Source organism: Paenibacillus qinlingensis (genome assembly GCF_013204845.1).
GTDB lineage: Bacteria > Bacillota > Bacilli > Paenibacillales > NBRC-103111 > Paenibacillus_E > Paenibacillus_E qinlingensis.
In genome coordinates this window covers 14,060-38,514 of the sequence record NZ_JABMKY010000034.1, presented here as the reverse complement: position 1 = coordinate 38,514, position 24,455 = coordinate 14,060, and the positions used below count along the sequence as shown (strand labels likewise).

24 protein-coding genes are annotated in these 24,455 nt (G+C 46.8%); 8 read left to right on the top strand and 16 right to left on the bottom strand.

Annotated elements, in window-relative coordinates:
* Positions 1–47: 47 nt before the first annotated feature.
* Both HQN88_RS34495 and HQN88_RS34490 read right to left on the bottom strand, forming a co-directional pair.
* Positions 48–1,124 carry an ABC transporter permease subunit gene (locus tag HQN88_RS34495; protein ID WP_173120820.1) on the bottom strand — a complete coding sequence of 359 codons (1,077 nt, stop codon included), beginning with the start codon at positions 1,122–1,124 and terminating at the stop codon, positions 48–50.
* A 149-nt stretch (positions 1,125–1,273) separates the two neighbouring features.
* Positions 1,274–2,989, bottom strand: a complete 1,716-nt coding sequence (locus HQN88_RS34490; RefSeq protein ID WP_173120818.1) for an ABC transporter ATP-binding protein — start codon at positions 2,987–2,989, stop codon at positions 1,274–1,276.
* Between the two features lie 177 nt (positions 2,990–3,166).
* Between HQN88_RS34490 and HQN88_RS34485 the strand changes: the two genes are divergently transcribed.
* Positions 3,167–3,949, top strand: coding sequence for a lipase family protein (locus HQN88_RS34485; RefSeq protein ID WP_246320622.1), 783 nt, complete (start codon positions 3,167–3,169; stop codon positions 3,947–3,949).
* Positions 3,950–3,997: 48 nt separating this feature from the next.
* Here the strand turns inward: HQN88_RS34485 and HQN88_RS34480 are convergent, their stop codons facing one another.
* The 6 genes from HQN88_RS34480 to cysK all read right to left on the bottom strand — a co-directional run bounded on the left by HQN88_RS34480 (position 3,998) and on the right by cysK (position 8,979).
* Positions 3,998–4,489, bottom strand: a complete 492-nt coding sequence (locus HQN88_RS34480; RefSeq protein WP_173120816.1) for a DinB family protein — start codon at positions 4,487–4,489, stop codon at positions 3,998–4,000.
* A gap of 32 nt (positions 4,490–4,521) precedes the next feature.
* Entirely contained in the window at positions 4,522–5,031 is a 510-nt protein-coding gene (locus tag HQN88_RS34475) for a HugZ family pyridoxamine 5'-phosphate oxidase (RefSeq protein ID WP_173120815.1), read from the bottom strand.
* Positions 5,031–5,819, bottom strand: coding sequence for an ABC transporter ATP-binding protein (locus HQN88_RS34470; RefSeq protein ID WP_173120813.1), 789 nt, complete (start codon positions 5,817–5,819; stop codon positions 5,031–5,033). Before HQN88_RS34470 ends, HQN88_RS34475 begins: the two co-directional genes overlap by 1 nt.
* Positions 5,812–6,813, bottom strand: coding sequence for a FecCD family ABC transporter permease (locus HQN88_RS34465; RefSeq protein WP_173120811.1), 1,002 nt, complete (start codon positions 6,811–6,813; stop codon positions 5,812–5,814). Before HQN88_RS34465 ends, HQN88_RS34470 begins: the two co-directional genes overlap by 8 nt.
* An 18-nt stretch (positions 6,814–6,831) precedes the next feature.
* Entirely contained in the window at positions 6,832–7,848 is a 1,017-nt protein-coding gene (locus HQN88_RS34460) for a helical backbone metal receptor (RefSeq protein WP_173120809.1), read from the bottom strand.
* 192 nt (positions 7,849–8,040) lie between these two features.
* Entirely contained in the window at positions 8,041–8,979 is a 939-nt protein-coding gene (cysK, locus tag HQN88_RS34455) for a cysteine synthase A (protein ID WP_173120807.1), read from the bottom strand.
* A gap of 535 nt (positions 8,980–9,514) precedes the next feature.
* On the opposite strand from cysK, the gene HQN88_RS34450 reads away from it, so the two are divergent.
* From HQN88_RS34450 to HQN88_RS34440, 3 genes are all read left to right on the top strand, one after another.
* On the top strand, positions 9,515–10,273 hold the full coding sequence (locus tag HQN88_RS34450) for an exodeoxyribonuclease III (protein ID WP_173120805.1): 759 nt from the start codon (positions 9,515–9,517) through the stop codon (positions 10,271–10,273).
* Positions 10,274–10,399: 126 nt separating this feature from the next.
* Positions 10,400–11,056, top strand: a complete 657-nt coding sequence (locus tag HQN88_RS34445) for a DUF2306 domain-containing protein (RefSeq protein ID WP_173120803.1) — start codon at positions 10,400–10,402, stop codon at positions 11,054–11,056.
* A gap of 85 nt (positions 11,057–11,141) precedes the next feature.
* Positions 11,142–11,666, top strand: a complete 525-nt coding sequence (locus HQN88_RS34440) for a hypothetical protein (RefSeq protein WP_173120801.1) — start codon at positions 11,142–11,144, stop codon at positions 11,664–11,666.
* A gap of 5 nt (positions 11,667–11,671) precedes the next feature.
* Here HQN88_RS34440 and HQN88_RS34435 read toward each other — a convergent pair whose 3' ends face one another.
* The 7 genes from HQN88_RS34435 to HQN88_RS34405 form a co-directional block, all read right to left on the bottom strand.
* Positions 11,672–12,067 (bottom strand): VOC family protein, encoded by a 396-nt coding sequence (locus HQN88_RS34435; RefSeq protein WP_173120799.1) that lies wholly within the window; start codon positions 12,065–12,067, stop codon positions 11,672–11,674.
* 84 nt (positions 12,068–12,151) lie between these two features.
* A complete protein-coding gene (locus HQN88_RS34430) occupies positions 12,152–13,378 on the bottom strand; it encodes a redoxin domain-containing protein (protein WP_173120797.1) in 1,227 nt (408 codons plus the stop codon).
* Between the two features lie 75 nt (positions 13,379–13,453).
* Positions 13,454–15,892: an S-layer homology domain-containing protein gene (locus tag HQN88_RS34425; protein WP_173120795.1), complete on the bottom strand. Its 2,439-nt coding sequence runs from the start codon at positions 15,890–15,892 to the stop codon at positions 13,454–13,456.
* Positions 15,893–15,934: 42 nt separating this feature from the next.
* The gene (locus HQN88_RS34420) at positions 15,935–16,519 is read right to left on the bottom strand and encodes a hypothetical protein (protein ID WP_173120793.1); all 585 of its coding nucleotides are present in this window, start codon (positions 16,517–16,519) and stop codon (positions 15,935–15,937) included.
* Positions 16,512–16,718 (bottom strand): hypothetical protein, encoded by a 207-nt coding sequence (locus tag HQN88_RS34415; protein WP_173120791.1) that lies wholly within the window; start codon positions 16,716–16,718, stop codon positions 16,512–16,514. Before HQN88_RS34415 ends, HQN88_RS34420 begins: the two co-directional genes overlap by 8 nt.
* A gap of 419 nt (positions 16,719–17,137) precedes the next feature.
* Entirely contained in the window at positions 17,138–17,581 is a 444-nt protein-coding gene (locus tag HQN88_RS34410) for an SRPBCC family protein (protein WP_173120789.1), read from the bottom strand.
* 15 nt (positions 17,582–17,596) lie between these two features.
* Positions 17,597–19,168, bottom strand: coding sequence for an ABC-F family ATP-binding cassette domain-containing protein (locus HQN88_RS34405; RefSeq protein WP_173120787.1), 1,572 nt, complete (start codon positions 19,166–19,168; stop codon positions 17,597–17,599).
* A gap of 175 nt (positions 19,169–19,343) precedes the next feature.
* Here HQN88_RS34405 and HQN88_RS34400 point away from each other — a divergent pair, with 175 nt between their 5' ends.
* From HQN88_RS34400 to HQN88_RS34390, 3 genes are read left to right on the top strand one after another with little or no spacing between them, the layout of a single operon-like run.
* The gene (locus HQN88_RS34400) at positions 19,344–19,790 is read left to right on the top strand and encodes a hypothetical protein (protein WP_173120785.1); all 447 of its coding nucleotides are present in this window, start codon (positions 19,344–19,346) and stop codon (positions 19,788–19,790) included.
* A 1-nt stretch (position 19,791) separates the two neighbouring features.
* A complete protein-coding gene (locus tag HQN88_RS34395; protein WP_173120783.1) occupies positions 19,792–20,013 on the top strand; it encodes a helix-turn-helix transcriptional regulator in 222 nt (73 codons plus the stop codon).
* A gap of 32 nt (positions 20,014–20,045) precedes the next feature.
* A complete protein-coding gene (locus HQN88_RS34390) occupies positions 20,046–21,059 on the top strand; it encodes an NAD(P)-dependent alcohol dehydrogenase (protein ID WP_173120781.1) in 1,014 nt (337 codons plus the stop codon).
* Here the strand turns inward: HQN88_RS34390 and HQN88_RS34385 are convergent.
* On the bottom strand, positions 21,019–21,909 hold the full coding sequence (locus tag HQN88_RS34385; protein WP_173120779.1) for a LysR family transcriptional regulator: 891 nt from the start codon (positions 21,907–21,909) through the stop codon (positions 21,019–21,021). The genes HQN88_RS34390 and HQN88_RS34385 overlap by 41 nt on opposite strands.
* Positions 21,910–22,105: 196 nt before the next feature.
* Between HQN88_RS34385 and HQN88_RS34380 the strand changes: the two genes are divergently transcribed.
* Positions 22,106–24,307 carry a YhgE/Pip family protein gene (locus HQN88_RS34380; RefSeq protein WP_246320621.1) on the top strand — a complete coding sequence of 734 codons (2,202 nt, stop codon included), beginning with the start codon at positions 22,106–22,108 and terminating at the stop codon, positions 24,305–24,307.
* Positions 24,308–24,455: the final 148 nt, after the last annotated feature.

The window sequence follows — 24,455 nt, the reverse complement described above, 5'->3', positions numbered from 1 at the left end:
CACCAAGATTGCGATAGATATATAAAAGGCAGTAGAAGGACGTCGTCTCATGGTCTAGCCACCTCCTCCGCACGTACCACGAACCGCTTCCGCAGCAGCGCATACAGGATATGAAAAGCCATGGCAACTATACCAAGCACCACACAGATCGCAGACATCGAAGTAAGCCCCTGATAGATCGGCAGAATGATGAAGCCACCTAAACCTCCAATGCCACAAATCGCCTCCGCAACTGCCATACTAGCAAGGGCTAATGTCGTAGCTCTTGGCAAAATAGCCAGCACATCCTCCATCACATTCCGCAGTACATGCGAGAAGAGGACCTCGCGCCTCGTCAAGCCTTTAGCCAGTGCAGTGACAACGTAATCTTGCCCCAGCTCACGCGCAATGGCGACACGCAGCGTCCCATAAATCGTCACCGACGGAATCAAAGCAATTGTCAGAAACGGAATGAGAAATGGTGTTCGGTCTCCCACTTGAACGATTAGCAGCACATAGTGACCAAGGAGCTTAGTCGCATAAATCGCCGCTAATTGAATAAGCACGATCAAGAAAAAGTCTGGTAATCCAACAAGCAGTGCATGAATACCATCCAGCACGACGCCCATTCGCCTTGATATGGACGCCCACAGAGCAACTAGCATACTGAGTAGGATCGCGAGCAGCAAACCTGGGATGAAATAGGTGCAGGTTTTGAGCAGCATTGCGGGAATTGCTGTCGTCATCGCAACTTCCTTGCGGGTGTACGGATCGCGATATTTCCCAAAATCGCCATGCACAAAGCCATTCAGCTGATCCTTAACGGTATAGCCGTAATAGCGCCACGAAATGATAGGCTTATCTAGCGGAATGACCGAGGATCGCAGCACACCTTTAATCGTCATGGCCGTGCCTTGGTACTCCCAGAACTTGCCGTATGGGACTTCTAGCAGACCGCTTTTCTCATTCAAAATCTTACTTCCAGGCAGCATCTCACTTAGCTTCTGCAGGCTAATGCTGGCATTGACCGACACTTTGATCTGATCGGGCTGGACGGACAAGAACATTTGCCGAATATTACTCAGCAAAAAAATACCGATCAGCGTGATCGCACCCAGCAGTAGCCATCGTCCTATTGACTTCAATCCGTGCCACCTCTTTTATAATTTACCTTAGGTAAAATAATCGTGATATGGTCATAGTTTATCATGAAGGTTTTGGGCAGGACTAGTCTATTCTGTTGAAAAAAGCAAAAGCCTTCGCCTCCCCTAACAAACAGGGAGGCGAAAGCTTCTTAAGAACTGAACTGCGCCTGATGCAGGCGGCTGTACACACCGCCGACAGCGATGAGTTCCTCATGCGCGCCTTGCTCGGTGATGCCATCCTCCGTCACAACGACGATGCGGTCCGCGTTCTTGATCGTCGCGAGTCGATGTGCAATGACGAGCGTCGTGCGGCCCTTCGACAGCTCCGCCAAGGACTGCTGGATCGCCGCTTCGGTCTCGGTATCCAGCGCCGATGTCGCCTCATCTAAGATGAGAATCGGCGGATTCTTCAAGAACATGCGCGCGATCGCGAGGCGCTGCTTCTGCCCGCCGGAGAGCTTGACGCCGCGCTCTCCGATCACTGTATCCAGTCCCTTCGGTTGGGACTGGATATAGCCCTGCAGCTGCGCGCGCCGCGCAGCGTCCCAGATCTCCTCATCCGTCGCGCCTAGCTTGCCGTACGCAATGTTCTCCCGCATCGTGCCGGAGAACAGGAACACATCCTGCTGCACGATGCCGATTTGGCGGCGCAGCGATTCCAGCTCGATCTGGCGAATATCGAGACCGTCAATGGCGATGCTGCCCTCGCTGACATCGTAGAAACGAGGCAGCAGGGAGCAGATCGTCGTTTTGCCTGCGCCTGAAGGACCGACGAATGCAACGGTCTCCCCTGCTCGAATGGACAGGGAGATGTTATTCAAAACACGAGCTTCGTCCCCATACCCGAAGGACACGTTGTTGAATTTGATTTGACCATCAAGATGATCCACCTTCCGAGCATTCGGATGATTGGCAACCTCCGGCTCGGTGTCGATGACCTCTACATAGCGCTTGAAGCCAGCGATCCCCTTCGGATAGCTCTCGATGACGTTATTGATTTTCTGAATCGGGCCTAAGAATACATTCGTTAATAGAACAAAGGCAATAAACTCGCCATAGCTGATTTGCTTATCGATAACAAACCACGTACCGCAGATAAGCACGAAAACCGTTACGGAACGCATTAAGATGTAGCTTAGTGAAATGTTCCACGCCATGATTTTATAAGAAGCCAACTTCGTCAGTCGGAATCTGCCATTATTCACCTCGAACAATTTCTTCTCATGAGCTTCGTTTGCGAACGCTTGTACGACACGAATACCGCCGATGTTATCTTCAACTCTAGCATTAATATCCGCGAGATCGCCCATCATGCGCCGGAACGTTTTGGTCATTTTCTGATTAAAATACACCGCAATCCATAGGAGGAACGGCACGATGACGAACGTTAGCAACGCCAGCTTCACATTGATTTGCAGCATAAGTAACAGCGCGCCAATCAGTGTCATCACAGCGATAAATAGATCCTCCGGACCATGGTGCGCGACCTCACCGATTTCAAGCAAATCATTCGACATACGCGACATGAGCTGCCCTGTTTTGTTGTTGTCATAGAATCGGAAGCTCAGCTTCTGCAGATGCGTGAACAGCTTTTTCCGCATATCCGTTTCAATGTTAATCCCTAGCATATGACCCCAATACGTTACGACAAAGTTTAGCAGTGTATTCAGCGCATAGACGGCCAACAATCCCACGCACGCCCAAATAATCCAAGCCCAATTCCCTGCAGGAAGCAATTTATCGATAACCTGATTGACGGCCAGCGGGAACCCCAGTTCCAGCAACCCAGCCACCACCGCACAAGTGAAATCCAAAATAAATAAGTGCTTATAGGGCCGATAGTACGAAAAAAACCTTCTCAACATGTATCTATTCCACCTTTCATATCGTTGACAACCAACATAGCTTCGCACTTATGGTACTGGTTGCAACATGCCTATTATACCTGAAATTCTCCACAAATAGGCAATTGCCGGAGGACATGTATCCAATATTTTCATATGAATACATATATCTTATCCTGGCTGTGGAGGCATGTCATCATGTTCAACAACTCTATGGATACGCGAACTTCCCTTCGCCTCGCAGCGATGTGCGGTCAAAGCTATACGCAACTAGAACAAGGAACGGAAAGCGTTATTTTACCGGCTGCCTATCAAATTGTGACTCCGTTTACGGCGAATTCTGCCTTCGGTGGACGTGAGTTATTCGGCTTTATTGCAGAATCTGATAGTCAAATTGTCATTGTATTTCGCGGCACGTCCACTACATCGGACTGGATCTCGGATGCCATTGCCAGACAGACTGATTTCCCCTATGCCAAAGAGGGCGGTCTCGTACATCAAGGGTTTCTAGACATTTACGAATCCGCCCGCAAACAACTTATAACCGCCATGCGTAAACTATCTCCTCACAAACAGCTCTACCTCACAGGCCATAGTCTAGGCGGTTCGCTCGCCACTTTATGTGCGGCAGATTTGGCAACGAACACGAAGTTCAAGGATCCCTCCGTTTATACGTTCGGTTCGCCCCGGGTTGGCAACACAACATTCGCGGGTCAATTTAATCGCAAAACAGGTCCTCATTATCGCGTATATAATCGCAGCGATATGGTTCCTTCGCTGCCGCCTCTCGTGTACAAATCGCCTCGTACAGGTGACCTCTATCACTATATTCATGTAAAAAAAGCCGTTGAGCTAGACTTTCCAACCGGATCATTTGCTGGTAATCATGCCGTTAGCAGCTATTTCACGGAGCTGGCTAAGCTCGATCCGAAATATGCAAAACTCCTCTGCGCCAAGACGCCGGGCTTCTGCCCGAATTGAAAGAGACTATGGGAGGGTCCCCATAGTCTCTTTTTTCACCATATAAGTCTATTCATGCTGCGCGGGGGCTTTTGCCGCATTCTCTTTAACAGCGAAATGCTTCTGAATCAACGAAATTTGACCTGAGTGAATGCCTGTGTGGTACATCAATCTGCCAACTGCCTCCAGCGGCGTCGATGGGCCCATTGGTGACTCAACCGGCACGGTCCAAGCTTCTTCAGGCAGGTTACGCATCGCTTCAATTAGATAATCGTTTGAGGCTGTCAAATCATCAACCAATTCTTGCAAGTTAGTGAACGCAGGCTTTACCTTCGGGCCATTGGGACCTCCAGCAGTAAACAGCTTAATGCCTTCTGGAATTTTCACACCGAAAAACCAGTTCGCAAACATATATTCAACCTCGGCATTATGACGAAGCATATAACCGATTGAAGCTGAACCCAATTCAAGGGTCAAATCAGCTTCAGGGAGCTTTTGGACTGTTTTATGAAAACGACCTTGGATCGCGTTCCAAATTGGCAATACGGTTTCAAAACTCATATGTAGACACTCCTTTGAGATTTAGGATCTTATCAGGACGTTTTCGCTGGTTGATGACCGTCTCTAGCAACATGTTCAAACTTCGTCGCTGCCAAATCAATATCATAAGCTTGACCAAAGCCAGCTACATAGCGGCCTTCCGTCGTCGAAAGCTCGAATAAGGAGAAGTCCAGCGTTTTCAATACATTAATCATTTGCTTACCAAAGCGCTCACCGAACAGTTCGAAAATATCTTCTTTATCTTCATTCCCAATATTAGTCGCTGTACATACGAAACGAGCACGTTGTCTTGCAAATAGATTCTCTGTGGAAGCTTCATCTTCAATTAACATCACATCAACCGAAGGATTGTTCTCCATATAACGGAAGTGATTCGCAATTCGACTAATAAAAATATACAGCTTTCCCTCCTTCTTTACAAAAGGGGCATAGGATGTGAAGGGCTTACCTTTATCATCTACCGTGCTTAGCATTAACGTTTTCAAGCCTTCGGAGAACTTCAAATACTGCTGTTTGCTGCTTTCTAGATCCGGTTGCTTCATTAGGACACACTCCTACTTTTCTTTAGAATATGTATGCGGGGACCCGCACCCTGCTCGCCATATTGAATGTCAGTTTCTACCTCGTAGACATGTCGGAGCAGATCGCTCGTTAGCACATCTTGCGGTGTGCCATATTGATAGCGTTGCCCATTCTTCAGCACACAAATGTTGTCGCTATACGCACTCGCATGATTCAAATCATGCAGAACCATAACTACGGTAAGGTTAAGCTCGCGATTTAACTTACGAACAAGCTCTAGCACATCCAATTGATGCGCGATGTCTAGATAAGTTGTTGGCTCATCCAATAGTAATACCTTGGGACGCTGCGCCAGTGCCATAGCGATCCAAGCACGTTGTGCTTCGCCGCCAGATAAGGAGTTCACCAGACGGTCCTTATAAGTGAGCAACCCTGTCTGTTCCATTGCCCAGTTGATAATGTCATAATCTTCGCCATTAAAACGTTCAAACCATTTCTTATGCGGCATCCGGCCATAGCCAACAAGCTCTTCAATCGTCATGTCCGCTGGACTTGTGTTAGATTGACACAACATACACATGATGCGCGATACCTGCTTCGTACTGAGCGATTGCAGCTCTTGCTGTGCAATGCACACACGTCCGCTCTCACATGGAATGAGTCTGGATACGCCTTTGAGAATCGTCGATTTCCCAGAACCATTGGGTCCGATAATCGAAACAATTTCTCCTTCTTTCACATCTAGCGAGAAATCATTGACGATTGTTTTCTCCCCGTATCGAATCGTTAAGGACTGTACATCAAGCACGGGCTGATTCCCCCTTTCGCATCAGATACAGGAAATAAGGACCTCCAACCATCGCCATAACAATGCCAGAGGGGATTTCTAAGGGAGCAAATACAGTACGTCCGAGCGTATCTGCAATCAGCAGAACGAGCGCTCCGAGCACAACACTCAGCGGCAGCATAACGCGATAATCGGAACCAATGAGCATGCGTGCGATATGCGGGACGACGAGTCCTACGAACCCGACAAGCCCAACTGTCGATACCGAAATGGCAGCCAAGTAAACAGCAACGAAAGAAAGTGTGAAACGGATACGTGTCAGGTTCTGACCTAAGTTATGCGCTGCCTGTTCGCCTAAACGCAAGATATTCGCTTGGCGAATACACAGAAGCGCAGCTATCCATCCCACGAGGGAGTAAGGGAGAATTGTCGTAACACCATCCATCCCCTTTCCAGATAGGCTTCCGTTCAGCCATTGAAGCGCTGTTGGCAGCTTGTCGCTATATAGAATAGAGAGTAGTCCTATCACTCCGCCGAAGACGGCATTCACGGCAACGCCGGAAAGAATAACCCGGATTGGTGCGAAGCCGGTCCTTTTACTCCATGCCCATACATAGACCATGATGGCGGCTACGGAGCCTCCAATAATGGCAGCTAATGGGACTAAAGAGTATAAGGTAGGAAAGGCCAATAAAATGAGCAATACAGCAACCGCTGCGCCACTCGAAACGCCAGTCAATCCAGGATCTGCAAGCGGATTGAGCAGGACAGCTTGAAGTAATGCACCGGAAGCTGCTAGATTAGCCCCGATTACTAGAGCTAGAAAAACTCTGGGGATACGAATATCCCACAGAATGGTTACATTGGACTCACTCCCCTTACCAAATACGGTGAGGAGTGTATCCATTGGTGAGATACGGACACTACCCAGGCCGATGGAAAGCAATGTGCCCAGAAGAAGCAGAACACATGCGATCCCTATATACGTGACTTTTCTTTTCTGCTTCTCGACCACGAATGCATTCCCCCGTGCTTATTTATACAAAACTTGCGCCAGATCTTTGAAAGCAGCAGGTGCATTAACGATGGATGCAATTCCGAAAAGATTATAATCCAGTGGTTTGAATTTACCGTTCTTGAACGCATTCAACTTCTCCCAAGAGCCGTTCTTCTTCAAGTCTTCTTCTAATTTCTTCGATACAGCAGCTGGATCACCATGAGCTACGAGCAAAATCACATCCGGATTCGCAGCAACAATGCTTTCCATGTTCAGAGGCACATACGCTTCTTTCAACTTAAGAACATCGGATACCACGTTGGAAGCTCCCAATTGTTTCACCAAGCTGCCTGTGAAAGTGTTCTCGTTCATGAACATCAGGGACTCAGCAGATCCGAAAAGAATAAGGACCTTCGGTGCTGCTTTACCTTTACCAAGCTCACGTGCTGCTGTTTCTTCGGTTGTTGTTTTCTCAAGCAATGCTGTCGCTTTCGCTTCTTGCTTGAACAATCTACCTAAGACAACTGTAGAAAGTTTCAACTCCTCTAAGGAATCTACCGGAATGTAAGCAGACGGGAGCTTAGCTGGCTGGAATTTCTTCTCTAGACTATCTTTAATGGACGCAGGTGAAACAATCACATCAGGCGTTAGCTTAGCAATTTGCTCTAAATCAGGTGCATGGGAGCTGCCGATTTTCGTCACGTTCGCATAAGCTGCTGGCATCTTACTCGTCGTAGTAGGTACGCCAACTGGCATAACGCCAAGCTCATTAAGAATTTCGGAGATCCCTACAGAGACAGTAACGACTTTCGCAGGGTTTGGTGTTTTGAACTGAGCAAGAAGCTCAGCCGCTTTCGCTTCATCAATCGCAACCTTCGGCGCTGCCGTTGGGGCTGCTGTTGGGGCTGCTGTTGGAGCTGGCGTTGCGGCAGCTTTGGCTGCGGCACTTGCTGCTGGTGATACAGCTGTTTCCGTGGAAGTCCCTTGACCACAAGCGACAGTCAACGAGAGTAAGAGTACGGCCATACCTATTTTTACAGATCCCTGTTTCATAATATGTTGAATCCCCCTATTTTAATTGATAATGATTTTCATTATTATTATAGTGATAATGATAATTGTTTTCAATAAGAATTTTATTGTCGTATTGCACGGGATGAAATTCGCTAGATTTCAGCATGCAAAAAACCGTGAAAGGTGCGATTTCGCTACCTTTCACGGTCTATTATCCAACCTTATTCTCCTTTATTCGAGCTCCGCGAAAAGCGCCGATGACAAATATCGCTCCCCCGTGTCCGGCAGGATAACGACGATTGTCTTTCCTTTATTCTCAGGTCGCTTCGCCAGTTGAACAGCTGCAAAGGCTGCGGCTCCAGACGAAATACCAACGAGAAGCCCCTCGCTTTTGGCCAATTGGCGCGCCGTCTCCATCGCCTCTTCATTACTAACCGTGAGAATTTCATCCACAATGGCCCGGTTGAAGTTATCCGGCACAAAACCTGCGCCGATCCCTTGGATCTGGTGCACACCACGTGTGCCTCCGGAGAGCACAGGGGAACCCGCAGGTTCAACGGCCACAATTTGAACATCGGAATGTCGTTGTTTCAGAATCTCTCCTACACCTGTAATGGTGCCTCCCGAACCTACGCCTGCTACAAAAATATCAACCTTACCGCCGGTATCCCGCCAAATTTCTTCTGCCGTGGTCCTGCGATGAACCTCAGGGTTGGCTGGATTGTTGAACTGCTGCGGAATATAGGAATTGGGCAGCCCAGCAGCTAATTCCTTGGCTTTGCGAATGGCACCCTGCATGCCTTCCGCAGCTGGTGTAAGGACAAGTTCTGCGCCTAGGGCTCTCACAATTTTGCGGCGCTCCTCACTGAACGAATCCGGTAAAATAATGATTAACCGATAGCCCAAAGCTGCTGCTGCAAAAGCCAAACCGATGCCCGTATTCCCACTCGTCGGCTCGATAATGACGGTATCCTGATTGATTTTCCCCTTGCGTTCTGCATCCTTCAGCATGGCATAGCCAATGCGATCCTTTACGCTGCCCGCCGGGTTGAAATACTCCAGTTTCGCGACAATGCGAGCTTCAAGCCCTTGCCTTTTATTGAAATTCCAGAGCTCAAGTAATGGGGTATTTCCGATGAGTTCGGTTAAATTATTATATATTTTGGTCATGGAGGACCCTCACTTTCACGCGTGTAATATTAAACCTATACGTTTAGTTGGTTATATAGAGTATAGCACCTGTTTCGAGGGAACTTAAATCAATAATCCTGATGAAGAAGTATGGTATTTTCTTATATTCGGGGATTTAGGCAACGGGCCGTTGCGCCTCCCCGTGTGGCTGAAAGGTGATGATGTCACCCGTATTGGTCATGATAATGCGAAGCTTTACCTGTATAAACTACAGCTAATTCCCGTGATTTCTCGGGGGAATTGGATTTACATGGAAAATCTACAGTTAATAATAGCCGAACTTGCCTTTACAGCCTCCTCGGTCAAAATTAACTGTACAAAATCCATTTATTGCGATGAACTTGGAAAATACGGCGAAAATAACATCATAAAATCCATCTAGTTCGACTCTGAAACAGATTAAGCGAAATTCAATGCAAGTCAGTATGGATTAGAAGAGAACTATGATGCGAACATATGGTACACTGATTTTTAGATGATAACTATCATAAATAGAGTGCAAGGAGAACCGAAAATGAAACTGGTATCTTGGAATGTGAATGGCTTGAGAGCCTGCGTGAATAAAGGGTTTACGGATTATTTTAAAGAGGTGGATGCGGATCTCTTCTGCTTGCAGGAAACAAAGCTGCAGGAAGGGCAAATCGACCTCGATCTGGGAGACGGATATAAACAATATTGGAACTATGCGGAGAAAAAAGGGTATTCCGGTACGGCTGTTTTCTCCAAAGTAGAGCCGCTTTCTGTCCGATACGGTATCGAAGAAGATTCCGAGCCTGAAGGTCGCATCCTGACCTTAGAGTTCGAGAATTTTTACCTCGTGACTGTGTATACGCCCAATGCGAAGCGTGATTTATCCAGATTGCCCTATCGGTTAGAGTGGGAGGATCGATTCCGTAATTATTTAGTCGGTTTGGACGCGGTTAAACCAGTGCTGGTTTGCGGTGATTTAAATGTCGCCCATCACGAGATCGACTTGAAAAATGCCAAAGGCAATCATAATAACTCCGGGTTCACCCTCGAAGAGCGTGGCAAAATGACGGATTTATTGGCAGCAGGCTTTCTCGATACGTTCCGGCACCTGTATCCAGAGAGAACAGATGTGTACTCATGGTGGTCCAATATGCCTGGTGTTCGTGCTCGAAATGTGGGCTGGCGGATTGACTATTTCCTTGCATCAGCGCGATTAGCACCGAAGATCACCGAGGCCTCTATTGCTTGTGATATTCTAGGGAGCGATCATTGTCCGGTGGTCTTGGAGTTGGATTTAGCCTAGATATCCCCTGATCTAAACCCCGACTAAAGGAGGAGCACCCGCTCCGACCTTGGTCGCTTCTGGAAATAACTTCCTAAGTGGTAAGATCGAATTAACAAGAATTCGATGCGCTGTGAGGGATGCAAAGTGAAGAGAAACCGAAGAAGAAAACGGAATTGGGTGTTTGGTATTTTAGCTTTTCTAGCCGTTGGGATCGCAGCATATGCCTTGCTACTGTATGGCAACCCAGACGATATCAAAGATCAAGGTTTCGTGACCGAGAAAGGTACTATGCCTGATCTCTGGTATACCGTGCTATGGTTCCACGCAGTTTCTGGTGGCGTTGCTCTCGGTATTGGATGGCTGCAATTCATTAAGAGGATTCGACTCCGAACACCGAATGTCCATCGCGCGATTGGCTATGCCTATGCAACAATGATTACCGTAGCAGGTGTAACAGGTCTGTATATGGCTTATTACACGAGTGGCGGCTTGAGTGCCCAGCTAGGCTTCGGAGCCCTATCTCTCATGTGGTTGTACACGCTTTACCAAAGCCTAAAGAGCATTATTGCCGATCGCAACCCACGCGCACATGGTCAATGGATGTTGCGAAACTACGCGTTGTCCTGCGCTGCAATCTCTCTCCGTGTTATGACGCCACTCGCAGCTGTGTTCTGGGGTCTCACGGATACGAATGATACGTTCGGCGTTATAGCTTGGATCTGTTGGTTGCCGAATTTGCTCTTAGCGGAGATGATCATTCGCGCTGGACTACGTAGAGTGGCGCGTCCTTTGAACGTGTAAAATTATTATTAATATGCTGAGTGCCTCTTCCATGATGAAGAGGTTTCTTCGGTATAAACGGAATGGAGGAGGAGGAGCGATCGTTATGTTCGGACAAATGAAGCAAGAAACTTTCCAGCTTGCAGGGGATCAAGTGCTGATTGAAACCTGCTTCCAGCCTATCATTCACGCCTACAAAGAGATTCAGACGCGAGGTGAGGATTTCAGCGCTGGGGCATTTCAAGAACTTACTTCTGGCCAACAAGCCCTATTCGCCTTCTGGGTCTATCATACCCATGCCATCAAATCGCAGGTTGATTTCTATTGGTGGAGCGCCTATTTCCTAGCTCAGCCGGCAAAATGGACGGGGATTCAAAGCGCGCTGCGCTTTTTCAATGACAGTATCACGTTGCCTCTTGTCGAGCGCATGGAGTCGCTGCTCCGGCAACGAAATCACCCGAGGAATATCACGAATTTTGATATTTCTGCAAGTGATCTCGACCATGATCCTGAGCTGTTGTCGGAGATAAGCCCGCTGTACACGGATTTGCTAGAAGCTTCAGATCTCACACTTCGAAGCATTGCGGCGTACATACGAGAGCATCCTAGTGAATTTTTAGCCTTGCATTGAGCTGATTAGGGATTAACCGCAAAAAGCGAATGAATATTCCCATCCGGATCAGCAAAGAAAGCCGTTACGTGTCCCCATGACTTCACCTTGGGCTCCATAATCGCCGTAGCCCCTTTGGAGACGTACTCCTCATAAAGCGCGTGCACGTCTTCTGGAGAGTCACATTGAAAATTAAACTCAAAAGCTTGCCCTTTGCGCTCTTCCAAAAACGAAGGATGATCATTCGTATTATCCGCCATGAGGGGAGTCGTAAAAATGGCTAGACGAACGCCGCTATTGTCGAATTCAACATAGTCCGCTTCTTCCACCACAATTCGAAAACCAAGCACTTCCCGATAAAAACGAGCTAGTCGTGCAACATCCTTTGATAACATCGTGATGCCTTCTAATTGAATTTTCATTTGACCATCCCACCACTCTTTAGTTTCCTAAAATTGTAACACGTACAACCGAATGGGATCAAGTGTTCTTATCTCGTGAATTTTCTACTCAACCAGCAGATCCTTAATAACGCTCTTCATTTGATCCTCCGTTAACGTGCCTACCCGGTTGTAGGCAACTCGTCCCTGCTTATCTACAAAAATGGAAACCGGAATGGATCGAAGTTTGTACGCTTGGGTAACCTTTTTATCCGGATCGAGCACTATACGGAAGGAGTAGGGATGTTCTTTCAGATATTGGCTTACCTTATCCTGACTTTCGCCTACATCAACAGCCAATATAACGATATTATCATCTTTATAATCGTGATAGACCTTCTCCATATCCGGCATTTCTTTGATACACCATTTGCACCAAGTCGCCCAGAAGTTGATATACACGTTCTTGCCTTTTAGATCGCTCAAGGTTACCCGCTGACCATGTAAATCCGTTACGGTGAAATCAATCGCATTCTCTCGCTCCTGAACATCGAGTAATAGCGTATTGGGCGCTGTTGCCCCCTCTGTGCTCTCCGTATTCGCATCCACCGTCTGCAAACTGGAAGTTTGCACCACCGCCTCTTCACTAATGCTATATGAGCTGGTTAAAAAGGAAAGGGACTGATTAATCGTCTCCATCCGATTCGTGAACACAAGAAAGCCCATAAAGATCATAATAATGCCGCTGACAACGGAAAAAATGGGCAAGTATTTGGAAACCTTTTTCAACAATCGCGATAAATGTTCAACTAAAAAGGCCGAAAGTACAAAAGGCACCGCCATCCCTAGTGAGTAGGCCATAAGCAGAAGGACGCCCTTTTGGATGGTTTCCATGCTGCCTGCGTAAATAAGAATCGTAGAGAGCATCGGACCGATACACGGTGTCCATCCGACTGCGAAGGCCATCCCTACCAGGAAGGGACCTGTTTTTTTCGCAGATGGGCCGCCGGTTAAGAACCTTTTTTCGGAATACAACCATTTAATCTTAAATATCCCTGTCATATGAAGTCCAAACAGAATAATGACTACGCCGCCAATCTGTCTGAAGATCGATAAATTGGACGTAAATAATTTGCTGATCGAGCTTACGGAAATACCTAAACCTATAAACACGAGGGAGAATCCCAATATAAAGAATAAGGATTTATAGACAACATGACTCTTCCCTTTATTTGTAACCATATCAGGTATGGAAGAGCCTACAATATAGCTAAAATACACAGGAATGAGCGGAAGAACGCAAGGGGATATGAATGAAAGCAGCCCCGCTGAAAAAGCCAAGATGAAATCCAAATCGGTTCTCCTCCAATGATCGTTTTAACCAAAATGGGCAAAAATGGGCAGCCTTGCGGCTACCCATTTCACCTCTTATTTAAGTAAGTTGTATAACACTTGAGCGGCTTCAGCTCTTGTGGATAGGTTTTGCGGGTTAAGCTTAGCGTTATCCCCTGTTAGGATCCCGCCCTCAACAAGTGATTTGAATGCTTCTTGTGCAAATCCTGCGATTTGGTCCGCATCCGTGAAACTAGACAATGTAGCTGTCCCATTCCCTTTTGGAAGCTTATTCAGTACACCTAACGAGCGATGTAATAGTGTGAATAGCTCCTCACGAGAGATGCTTTGATTCGGCGCAAATTGGTTGTCGCCAACACCACCTGCGATGTTCAGACGTTTAGCAGCCGCCAAATAAGGCGTGTAATACGTGTTGCCTGCATCCGCGAAATTGTCTTTCGCGTTCTCTTCCGGCGCTATGCCGTATGCTTTTAATAGGAGCGTAATGAACTGTCCTCTTGTCAGCTTGTCATTCGGACTGAAATGAGTTTCGTCTGTACCGCCAGCAATCTTATTGGCTGCTAAGTAGTTAATCGCTTGATCGTGCCACGCGGACTCTGGCACATCTACAAAGGCAGATTTCGTGTACGAGATAACAACATCTGTCGCTGGACTTGGGTTATACCCATATTTGGCTGCATATCTAACTTGATATTTACCTGTGGATAATCCTGTCGTTTCTGTCGCTTTGGCTGCTGTGTACTTGGTAGTTCCGGAAAGCTTATATTCCAACTGCGCAGTTGTGCCTGTGATTTTTCCATCCAGACTCAACGAAGTTGTTGCTGCTGCAGTGCCAAGTCCCGTAGGTGCTGCAGGTTGTTCCAAATTCAAGTCAATGATCGTAGATGGACTTGGTTTGAAGCCCGTTTTAGCTGCAACTCGCACGTAATAAGTACCTTGTGTAAGCCCTGTAAGGGAAGTGCCTGTTACTGGTGCATAAGCCTTGTCTTCTGCACGTTTGTACTCAAGAGCTGTAGATGTACCGCTAATTTGACCATCTTTGCTCGTGTCTGACTTCGGAGCTTTCCCTGTCAGTCCTGTTGGAGCTGCTTGATCAGCCGCACCTTGCAGTTCGGAGAAGGCACGATCTAGAGCCTCAATGTAGTTGTTGTAATTAACACCTTTTTTACCATTCAATTCATAGTCAGGTTGAATATCCTTCCACGTGTACATTAACTCCACATGATCAAGAATTGGGGCTGGTTTGCCTTGTGCATCTTTATGATCCTTATTGTAAATAAAGAAGTAAGGCACTTGCAGCTTGTTAGCTACATGGTCAACGCCATTCGCGTCCTTGTAGCTGACGTTATTGCTTGCTTTCGCATAAAGCGTTTCGATATTCGTTAAGTAGGTATTAACCAGATCTACGTAACGATCGGAAAATGGAGCTCCGGTTGCTCTGATTTGAAGGAAATTGCTGCTATCCGTTCCAGCAGGCACATCTGGCGTCCCGCCAATACCTCCGTCCAGCTTCGTATCCCAGTTGTACACTTTGGTTATATTGTATTTCTTGGCATATTCATTGACATACTTCGCAACTGCTCGTGTATTAGGGCACCAAGAGCATCCGAATAGGAAAACATAGTTCCCTTCGCTTTTCAACACACCATTAAGCTCGTCATAGGTTACTGGATCAAGCACGATGTCTTTATCCGCTTCGCCAAAGATCGTTTCTCCCGCGAATTCGTTATAGGAGGAGGCAATATAGTTGTTATTATTTTGATCGGCTTGCAACCCTGCTTTCAGGTTAGCTGGAACCGCATCAAAGGCTGCGCTGACTTTCGCTTTATACGCATCCACTTTGGCTTGATCCACAACACCATTAGTTAAAAGTGCGTCGATTCCCTCTACCGAAGAAATAATCGGTGCGTTGGCAGAGCCATTTTTGTTATTTTTGTTGTACACAAACAAGTACGGGGTTTGAATCTTTTGAGCTGTACCTGTCAGGGTTTTGGTAACTAGGTTAGGCGCCTTGCCTGAAGTTACGTCATTGCTGTATGTAACACTTTCTGAACCCTCGATTTGTGTGCTGAGGTTGGTTAAATACTTATTAACCAAATCGACATAACGTCTCGAGATTGGATTGTTAGCGGAATCTGCGATATCCGTAGCTGGGTCTTGACCATCTAATCGCGTATCAAAGTTATAGACTGCCTTGATTCCTTTCGCTTGTGCTACCTCATTTATGTATCCGACAACAGATTGCGTATCTTTACTCCAAGCACCGCCGAATAGGAAGACATATGTACCTTCGGAGTCTAGCAAGTAATCAAGTTCATGATAGGTTGTTGTTTTAAAAACGTTCTTATCGTCAACGAGATTATCATATTTTTGGTTAAAATAACTGGTATAAGTGCTGTTGATTGGGGCTGATGACGCTGCGGCGCTTGCTTGGCTCGTATTAAAAAATGGTAAAACGAGCGTAGCAGCCAGGAGCAGCGTTAATGCTTTATTCGTAGTCGATGATTTAGTCATGGTATTCTCCTCTGTGTTAGTTTCGTTAGTTTATTGCTCCAATTAGCAACCCTCTTCTTCGATGTCGCAGTTCTCTTCATCTTGGGCAGCAGGCGCAGGAGTTGCAGCCGCTTTGGCAGGCGCTGGTGTAGCTGCTGGCTTCACTTGAGCAGGTTGTGGAGTTTCAGCTACGGCAGCTTTAGGCTCTTCTTTCTTCACTGGTTCAGCTGTTGGTTTAGGCTCTTCCGCTTTTGTGACGACTTCTGCTTTTTTTGTTTCAGTCGCAGTAGTTACTGCCGCTGTCTTAACCTCAGGTGCTTTCGTATTCACGGCAGTGGTTGCCGCAGTGTTCGTTGTAGATGCAGTTGTGGCTGCTGGTGTTGCAGCAACTTGTGTCTGTGTCGCTTCTACCGCAGGTGTTGTAACTGCTTGCGGCTTAGTTTCAGCAACTGCGGCTACCGTAGTTTGAGATGGAGTCTCCACTTTCGGTGTAGCTGAAGGAGCTTGTGTTGTTGTTACAACTGCCGTCGTTCCATTGTTATCTGTGCTCTTCGAAGCGGATACGGTGACCGCATAGATGACAATAAGTACAGCAATCGCTGCGAGTATTGCCAATAATTTAAATTTTGATAGTCCAATGTTAGCCATGTTTGAACATCCCTTTCCATTTGAGGTTTAATTCCTTGCAGTTGCCATCATGCCGACTTGCTTCTTCGCTGTCATCCTCCTTGTGCTTGGTTAGAAGATAAAAAAAAGAGACACAACGAAGAGCAATTACTTCTGCTCCTGTTGAATCTCTGGCTGTCCAGTAGATCACATTCGATATCTGTTGAGATGCATACGACATGTGTGAATCTCAATGTAAACCTATCTTAAATGGCATTGATTGTTATGTCAATCATTTTTTAATTAATTCCAATCGGTTTTCTCGGAATTAAGAAATTCGCCTGTAATTCAAGCTCCCTCCCCCTTGACGCCAGGCAGGAAAATCAACATGTCGGTGCCGTACAAATACTATGTAAATCTACCTCACCATCTCATGCCGCCACCTCATTAACTGGAAAAGCTCCATCTATTTTAACGTGAAACACCTATTTATCCGAAATAGATGGAGAACGTACAGTTAATTCTTCGCATTCTTCCGTTTTTGACAGCTAGCCTTGAAATTAACTGCGCTTTTTACAGCTAATTGAACAAAAATGCGTATTGGAGCGAAATTAACTGTATGTTATCCAGTTAGTGACTCCAACCTAAGGCTCACGCTTTCTAATAAGGCAACTCATGCCCCTCCAAGTAAGCCTTCAAATTGTCCAACGACATCGTATACCCTTCTTCGGTCGGCTTCGCCTGCTCTTGGGTCTCATACCCCGTCTCGGTAATCGTTACACGTGTGCCATCGCCTTCCGCCGTAGTAAGGAATGTCGTGATCATCTCATAATCCGGCACACTAAACTCCCAACGCACCGCGAAGCGTTGCTGAGGTTCAACGGCCTCGATAATCGCTCGCAAAGTGACAACCTCCGTCCCCGCGTGGTACTCATTCGGTACATGGTGAAAGTATACCTCAGCCCCCGGCGCAAGCTCCAAGACGTCCCATGGCGAGCCTGGGGAGTACCACTCCGTAAGCTGCTCGCCTTCCGTCACAGCTTGCCATGCACGCTCCAGCGAAGCCTGAATCCAAATACTTTGGACGACTGTAAACTGTTCCATACCTGCCGCTCCTCCTTATAAATTCTGCTCAGTGACCCCCGTTGCAGGGTCAAACGTCAGCATTTTCGTACCAATTTTATCAATAAAGAACCGATCGTGGCTGACCGTAATTACTGCACCTGGGAAATGAATCAGAGCCTGCTCCATGACTTGAATGCTCATGAGATCGAGGTGGTTCGTCGGCTCATCCAAGATGATGACCGCGGCGCCGGAGAGGAGACACTTCGCTAACGCGACCCGTGCCTTCTGACCACCGGACAAGTTGCCAATAAACTTGCTGAGGTCCATCTCCGAAAATTGCAGCATGGCAAGAAATTTATTCACCTTTTTCCGCGGCGCATCCAGTCCGAGGCCGTACGTATTCACCGCATGGCTAACGGTATCCTTCGGATTAAGCTCTTCCCACATCCGGTTAAAATACGCGTAGCTGACGCCTTTCTCCCAGATCACCTCGCCGGACTCCGGCTTCTCCTGTCCCGTAAGCACCTTAATAAGCGTGGATTTCCCGCTTCCGTTCGGGCCTACGATGACTAGGCGGTCTTCCTTTTGAATATCGAAGCTAACGTTCTCAAAGATGGTCCGATCCTCGTATGTCTGACCGATTCCTTTCACCTCGCACAGCTTGTCCGGAAACCGCAGACGCTCATAAATATCCGTGATCAGCACGTTGACGGGGTGAGGCTCGATCCGTTTCTTGTTATCTGCTAGCTGGCGCGAGAGACGGTCCTTGGACATTTTCTTGCTGGCGCGGCTGTCAATAGCTTCCGACTCCATGAGGAGCAGCTCTTCTTCCCACTCAAATTGGCGGTCGAGCTCCTTTTTGCGCATCTTCTTTTTGCGGATATAGTCGGTATAATTCCCCTCATAATCCTGAAAGCGATAGTTCTCAATCTCGATCACTTGCGTGACCACCTTGTCGATAAATTCCCGATCATGCGAAATCAGAATCATCGCGCCTTTAAAGCGATACAGCCACTGCTCCAACCAAGCGATCCCTTCGATATCCAAGTAATTGGTCGGCTCGTCCAACAGGACAACATCAGGTTGCTCTATGAGCATTTTGGCAAGCGCCGCACGGTTTCTCCAGCCGCCGGACAACTCATCAACAGGTTGATGACGCGACCGATCATTAAACCCTAGCTTCGTGAGAACCGTGTTAATCTCTACAGACACGTTCCACCCATCCAAGTGCTCCATTTGTTCAAACAACTCAGCCTGCCTGGTCAAGAGTTTATCCATCTCGCCGTCATCCGTAACGGTACCAAGCCCTTCACCAACTTCTTGCAACTCGCGTTCAATCAGCGCAACCTGCTCAAAACACATTTCCAACTCTTGCTGAACGGATAAGCTCCCGGTCATTTCCGAGAATTGCGAGAAGTACCCTATTTTAACCAGAGGATCAACTTCTACCTTGCCTGATGTGGGCTCTTCTTTTCCCATGATCAGTCTAAAAACCGTCGATTTCCCAGCACCGTTCCGTCCAATTAAGCCAATTCGCTCACCTTGACTCACCTTCCAATAAATATCGCGAAAAATCATCGCGTCCTCATATTTCTTCGTAACGTTCTCCAAACGTATTACACTCATGGCTATCCCCTTTGACCTGCATCATTCATTCTAGGCTGATTATATCATGTTTGGGGTCACAACATTTTTTATTAAGTGGTGTATTGTACAATTGACTTAATGTATAGTATAAGTTACATTATGTATATAATATTATACATTAGGTAAAAATAAGCATACAGGAGGCATGAAAGAAATGTCCTATCAAGAGAAAAAGCATATCGTTTCATTTATAAGCACAGTGTTCATTTTTAGCTTCTATTGTTGGTATGTCTTTCAAAAAGTTCCCAATACGAATATGGATACGACGGAAACTCTCCGCTTTTGGGCGGCAGCCATCTTAATCTTAATTCCGGTGTCCATTGTAGCCAAAATCATCATTGCTATCATCTTTAATATCATTTATCGCATTACGACCAAAGAAGTGGAGCCTTCTTTCTCCGATGAACTCGACAAATTAATTGATTTGAAAGCTACGAGAAATTCGCATTATGTGTTTACGCTTGGTTTTCTTCTGGCCATGGGATCGTTGGTAATCGATATGACACCTGCTACGATGTTCATCATTCTGATCTTCTCTGGATTCTTGTCAGAAATGGCCGGTGTATTCACACAGCTCTATCATTATCGGAAAGGAGTTTAAGATGGGCAAAAGTCTGATCAGCAATCACATACGGAAATTACGGTTTAATCAAGATGAAATGACGCAACAGCAACTGGCAGATAAAGTCGGGGTAACGAGACAAACCATTGTCGCCCTCGAACAGGGCAAATACTCTCCTTCGTTAGAATTGGCTTTTCGTATTTCGAGAGTCTTTAAGATGCCGCTGGAAGATGTTTTCTTTATTGAGGATGAGCAGGTGTGAGAGAGATTATTTTCCATTCAGGAGGGGTTCCCATGAGAGCGATTGTTTGTACCACGTACGGGTCACCTAATGTGCTTCATCTCAAAGAGGTAGCTAGGCCAGAACCTAAGGACAATGAAGTACGGATTAAACTACACGCAGCTATTGTCACCCCTTCAGATTGCGCTTTTCGCAAGGCTGACCCTTTTATCATCCGATTGATGTATGGTCTGCGCAGGCCCAAACATACGATACTCGGCGTGGAATTCGCAGGTGAGATTGATGCTGTGGGTAAAAACGTGACAGCCTTCCAGGTTGGCGACCGTGTTTCCGGTATTAGTCCGACTAGTTTCGGAACTTATGCGGAGTACGTCTGTCTGCCTGAAACTGCCACACTGGCTAGTCTTCCAGTTCATGCGAGCTTCGAAGAGGCTGCGGGCCTCTGTGACGGCGGCTTAACCGCATTGATATTTCTCCGAGATACGGCACGACTTCGACAGGGACAAAAGATCTTGATCAACGGTGCCTCCGGATCTGTAGGGGCTTACGCGGTACAACTGGCTAAGTACTTCGGAGCAGAGGTGACGGGTGTGTGCAGTTCGACGAATGCGGCATTCGTGAAATCGCTAGGGGCTGATCGGGTTATGGACTATACGCAGGAGGATTTCAGCAAAAGTGGTCAGACTTATGATGTTATTTTCGATGCGGTAGGCAAGCGTTCTTTCTTACAATGTAAAAGTTCGCTATCTGCCAAAGGCGTCTATCTCACCACCGTTCCATCGCTAGGGATTATGCTTCAGATGTCATGGACTTCCAAGATCGGCAGTAAAAAAGCCAAGTTCACAGCTTCAGGCTTACAGCAAAAGAAAGAGAATCTCATGTTTCTCGCGGAGCTTTTTGATAAGGGTCAGATGAAAGCCGTGATTGATAAACGCTATCCGTTGGAACAGATGGTTGAGGCTCATAGGTATGTGGAAACAGGGCGTAAGAAGGGGAATGTAGTGATTACGTTTGGGGGGGCATCCCTCACTCCAAATTTGCATACAAATGCTGCGTATACTCCTTAATAAGCGCAGATACTTCAACATCCTTCTTCGTAATTCGCCAGAGATAGTTTGGGTATTTTTTATATTTGCCGATTGGTATCGCGACGACCCCATTCTTGAATTTCTCCGGCATCGTAGTCACGATGTAATCCGTTGCGATGGTGATGGCATTGCCGCGGCTAACCATTTGCATAATGGCTTGTGTGTTATTGGTCGTTAAGGCAATCCGGTTCCCCGAATCCCCGGCTATCAATTCCGCTGCAATCCGCTCAATATAAGCGTCTTTATAAATAACCAACACTTCATTATGTAAGTCGGAGCCTGTTATAGCAGTTAAAAATCGTAGTGGCGATTGTTTATTCACGACAATAACAGCTTCCCCGCGAATCACGGGCTCCCACATGAAAGAGTCGTCCTGACTCTCGCGTGACAAAGAGACGAACCCCATATCCGCCTCCCCTTTCATAACTTGATTCATAACCGCTGTATTATCGCCCTCCAAAAGTTGAACATTAATATGAGGATAGATCCCCATAAAGGTAATTGTGGTGTCCGTTACCAAGGAAACCATCCCAGGTATGGTAGCGATAACGATATTGCCCGTGTTGATTGGTTTGGACTTGGAGAGCTCATTTCTCATATTTCGGACGTTGGTCAGTATGGTACGTGCATATTGCATAGCTTTAAACCCATCCTGTGTAAGAGCAATTCCTTTTTTCGAACGGGTAAAAAGCGTAGCTTCTAACTCATTCTCCAGTTGGCTGATGGATTGACTGATGGCGGGGACGGTAATCCTATGCTTTTTGGCCGTTTCTGTAAACGAGCCCGACTCCGCCGAATCTACGAAATACTGGAGCTGTATAATATTCAATGTCACTCATCCTTAATAATTTGTTTAGGTTAATAAAATAAACTTAAATATATTTTATCATTTATCAGTGGTATTATACAGTAATCCTATTCACCTTGCCGAGTCACCCTAGATGGAATCTTACATCTTTCGAATAAATGATTGGATTAAGGGAACATCATTAACGACGATTGTCACAAGTAAAGGAGCATTGCAATTGAAAAAAAACATATTAAACGTATTTGCATCTGAATTTCGCCGCTTTATTAGGAACCCTATGATGATCCTTACTTTCGTAGCTGTCGCCTTAGTTCCTATTTTATATAGTGGATTCTTGCTAAAAGGAACTTGGGACCCCTACGGCCAACTGGAGAAACTGCCTATCGCCGTCGTCAATTTGGATCAGGGGGCTGATTTTGAAGGCGAGTCACGAAATGTAGGCAATGAGTTTATCGATGAGCTGAAGGAAAACAGCAGCTTTTCGTGGGGGTTTATGAGTGCAGAAGAAGCTGCACAGGGAATGAGAAATAACCATTATTACGCGACGATCACGGTTCCCCCTAGCTTTTCAACAGATGCCGCATCGATTACAAGCACCACACCGAAGCAGGCAGAAATTATTTTTGAGTCTAACAGTTACTACAACTTTGTTGCCGGTCAGATCGGGGAAAGCGCAACGAAAGAGTTAAAAAATAAATTATCCAAAACGCTGACAGAAGCCTATTCAACGAGTATTCTCTCCGAATTCGAAACCATTTCGAATGGGCTCAGCGAAGCAGGGAAAGGTGCCTCCGATCTTCAGGCTGGCGCACAAACCTTAGGTAATGGAATTCATGAGGTACAAACCAATTTGGCTATTCTTGCGGACGGCACTAAGCAATTAGATGACAGTGCTGGCTTGTTACAAAAAGGGGCAAGCAGCCTAAGCGCAGGCGCTTCGGAAGTTAGCAAAGGCGCCGCGGCACTATCGAGCGGAGTAAACCAATTGCAAAACGCTGGCGCACAATTGGAACAAGGTGCTCAAAAATCAGCTGCTGGCGCCTCTTCCTTAGTTACGGGATTGCAAGCCGCCCAAACGGGAGCCGATCAATTGGCCTCTGGCCTAGCCTCATCTTCCAAAGGCAGCACACAATTAGTAGAGGGCCTTACGTCAGCCCTAAGCGCATCTGATAAATTGGAAGACGGCTCTGCACAGCTCGCTTCCGGTCTTGAGGCATTCGTCGCGTCGCATCCTGATCTTGCTTCGAATGCATCAGTAACCAAGCTCCTTGCAGCCAGCAAGGACGTCGCAGAAGGAAACAAGAAGCTGCATGACGCTGAGAAGAAACTCCTTACAGGAGGGCAGTCTGTCGCTTCTGGCACGGAAAAGCTAGTCACAGGAGCCGAGAAGCTCCGTGACGGTAACAAGCAACTCGTTGCTGGTGCAACGCAACTGCAGACAGGTGGGCAGCAGCTTGCTGATGGCTTGCACACCTTCAATGCGAACTTGCCACAGCTATCTGCTGGCGGCACCAAGCTGCAAAGCGGCGCGGCGCAAGTCAGTACCGGAGCTGGAGATCTAGCCAACGGCATGACGCAAATGACCGCGGGTATTCACAAAGTAGCCAGCGGCGCAGCGCAACTGAATGAAGGAGCGACTGCGCTTGACGCAGGTGCACCGAAATTGGTCGATGGCAGCGGACAACTCGCCACAAAATTGAACGATGCCGCGAAACAAACCGCAGCCGTCAAAGCTGATGACAATACGATCAAAATGCTGGCAGAACCCGTGAAGATTACAGCCAATGATGATCGTAAGGTTGCGATCTATGCGAACGGCATTGCTCCTTACTTCATATCCATGGCGTTGTTTGCAGGGTCGCTGGTATTCACGACCATCTATGCAGCCAGAAGCACATTCACACCAGGGGCACGAGGGTTCCGACTACTAGTAAGCAAGCTCCTTACTTTTAGCCTAATGAGTATTTTCCAAGCTGGCATTGCAACGACCGTTCTCACCTATGTACTAGATTTGAAGGTGCAGAGCATTCCCTTGTTCTACGTCTTTACCTTTGTCGTCGGCTTAACCTTCATGCTGATTATCCAAATGTTCGTCACATGGTTGGATCAACCAGGTCGATTCGTTGTTCTGCTGCTGATGATCCTGCAATTGGCATCAAGCGCAGGGACGTATCCGCTGGAGCTCCTGCCGAATTGGGCCCAAGCCTTACACCCTTGGCTGCCTATGACGTATGCGATTCAAGGATTCCGATATGTCATTTCCAGTGGTCAGTACACGGACATGTGGCATCAAGTGGGCTACTTGAGTATCTACCTTGTCGGTTCCTTGATTCTAACCAGCGTTTACTTCCTTACACGTAAAAAGACTGAAAATAACAACGATGATGAACATGAGCAGTTGATGCCTGTTACGGTGTGATGAAATAGGAATTCGTGTATTTCATTAACTCCTTCCATAATTAAACAGCGAGTATCCCGATATTTCGGGTACTCGCTGTTTGTATTTTAGCTAATATCAACTAGAAAAGAGGTAGTAAGATCATAACTCAACAATATTCAATTCGCTT

What these genes read in the sequence shown, in the direction of transcription:
- HQN88_RS34490 (WP_173120818.1), bottom strand. Translation starts at nt 2,989, where the DNA reads ATGTTGAGAAGGTTTTTTTCGTACTATCGGCCCTATAAGCACTTATTT.
- HQN88_RS34485 (WP_246320622.1), top strand. Translation starts at nt 3,167, where the DNA reads ATGTTCAACAACTCTATGGATACGCGAACTTCCCTTCGCCTCGCAGCG.
- HQN88_RS34480 (WP_173120816.1), bottom strand. Translation starts at nt 4,489, where the DNA reads ATGAGTTTTGAAACCGTATTGCCAATTTGGAACGCGATCCAAGGTCGT.
- HQN88_RS34475 (WP_173120815.1), bottom strand. Translation starts at nt 5,031, where the DNA reads ATGAAGCAACCGGATCTAGAAAGCAGCAAACAGCAGTATTTGAAGTTC.
- HQN88_RS34460 (WP_173120809.1), bottom strand. Translation starts at nt 7,848, where the DNA reads ATGAAACAGGGATCTGTAAAAATAGGTATGGCCGTACTCTTACTCTCG.
- cysK (WP_173120807.1), bottom strand. Translation starts at nt 8,979, where the DNA reads ATGACCAAAATATATAATAATTTAACCGAACTCATCGGAAATACCCCA.
- HQN88_RS34450 (WP_173120805.1), top strand. Translation starts at nt 9,515, where the DNA reads ATGAAACTGGTATCTTGGAATGTGAATGGCTTGAGAGCCTGCGTGAAT.
- HQN88_RS34440 (WP_173120801.1), top strand. Translation starts at nt 11,142, where the DNA reads ATGTTCGGACAAATGAAGCAAGAAACTTTCCAGCTTGCAGGGGATCAA.
- HQN88_RS34435 (WP_173120799.1), bottom strand. Translation starts at nt 12,067, where the DNA reads ATGAAAATTCAATTAGAAGGCATCACGATGTTATCAAAGGATGTTGCA.
- HQN88_RS34425 (WP_173120795.1), bottom strand. Translation starts at nt 15,892, where the DNA reads ATGACTAAATCATCGACTACGAATAAAGCATTAACGCTGCTCCTGGCT.
- HQN88_RS34420 (WP_173120793.1), bottom strand. Translation starts at nt 16,519, where the DNA reads ATGGCTAACATTGGACTATCAAAATTTAAATTATTGGCAATACTCGCA.
- HQN88_RS34415 (WP_173120791.1), bottom strand. Translation starts at nt 16,718, where the DNA reads ATGTCGTATGCATCTCAACAGATATCGAATGTGATCTACTGGACAGCC.
- HQN88_RS34410 (WP_173120789.1), bottom strand. Translation starts at nt 17,581, where the DNA reads ATGGAACAGTTTACAGTCGTCCAAAGTATTTGGATTCAGGCTTCGCTG.
- HQN88_RS34405 (WP_173120787.1), bottom strand. Translation starts at nt 19,168, where the DNA reads ATGAGTGTAATACGTTTGGAGAACGTTACGAAGAAATATGAGGACGCG.
- HQN88_RS34400 (WP_173120785.1), top strand. Translation starts at nt 19,344, where the DNA reads ATGTCCTATCAAGAGAAAAAGCATATCGTTTCATTTATAAGCACAGTG.
- HQN88_RS34395 (WP_173120783.1), top strand. Translation starts at nt 19,792, where the DNA reads ATGGGCAAAAGTCTGATCAGCAATCACATACGGAAATTACGGTTTAAT.
- HQN88_RS34390 (WP_173120781.1), top strand. Translation starts at nt 20,046, where the DNA reads ATGAGAGCGATTGTTTGTACCACGTACGGGTCACCTAATGTGCTTCAT.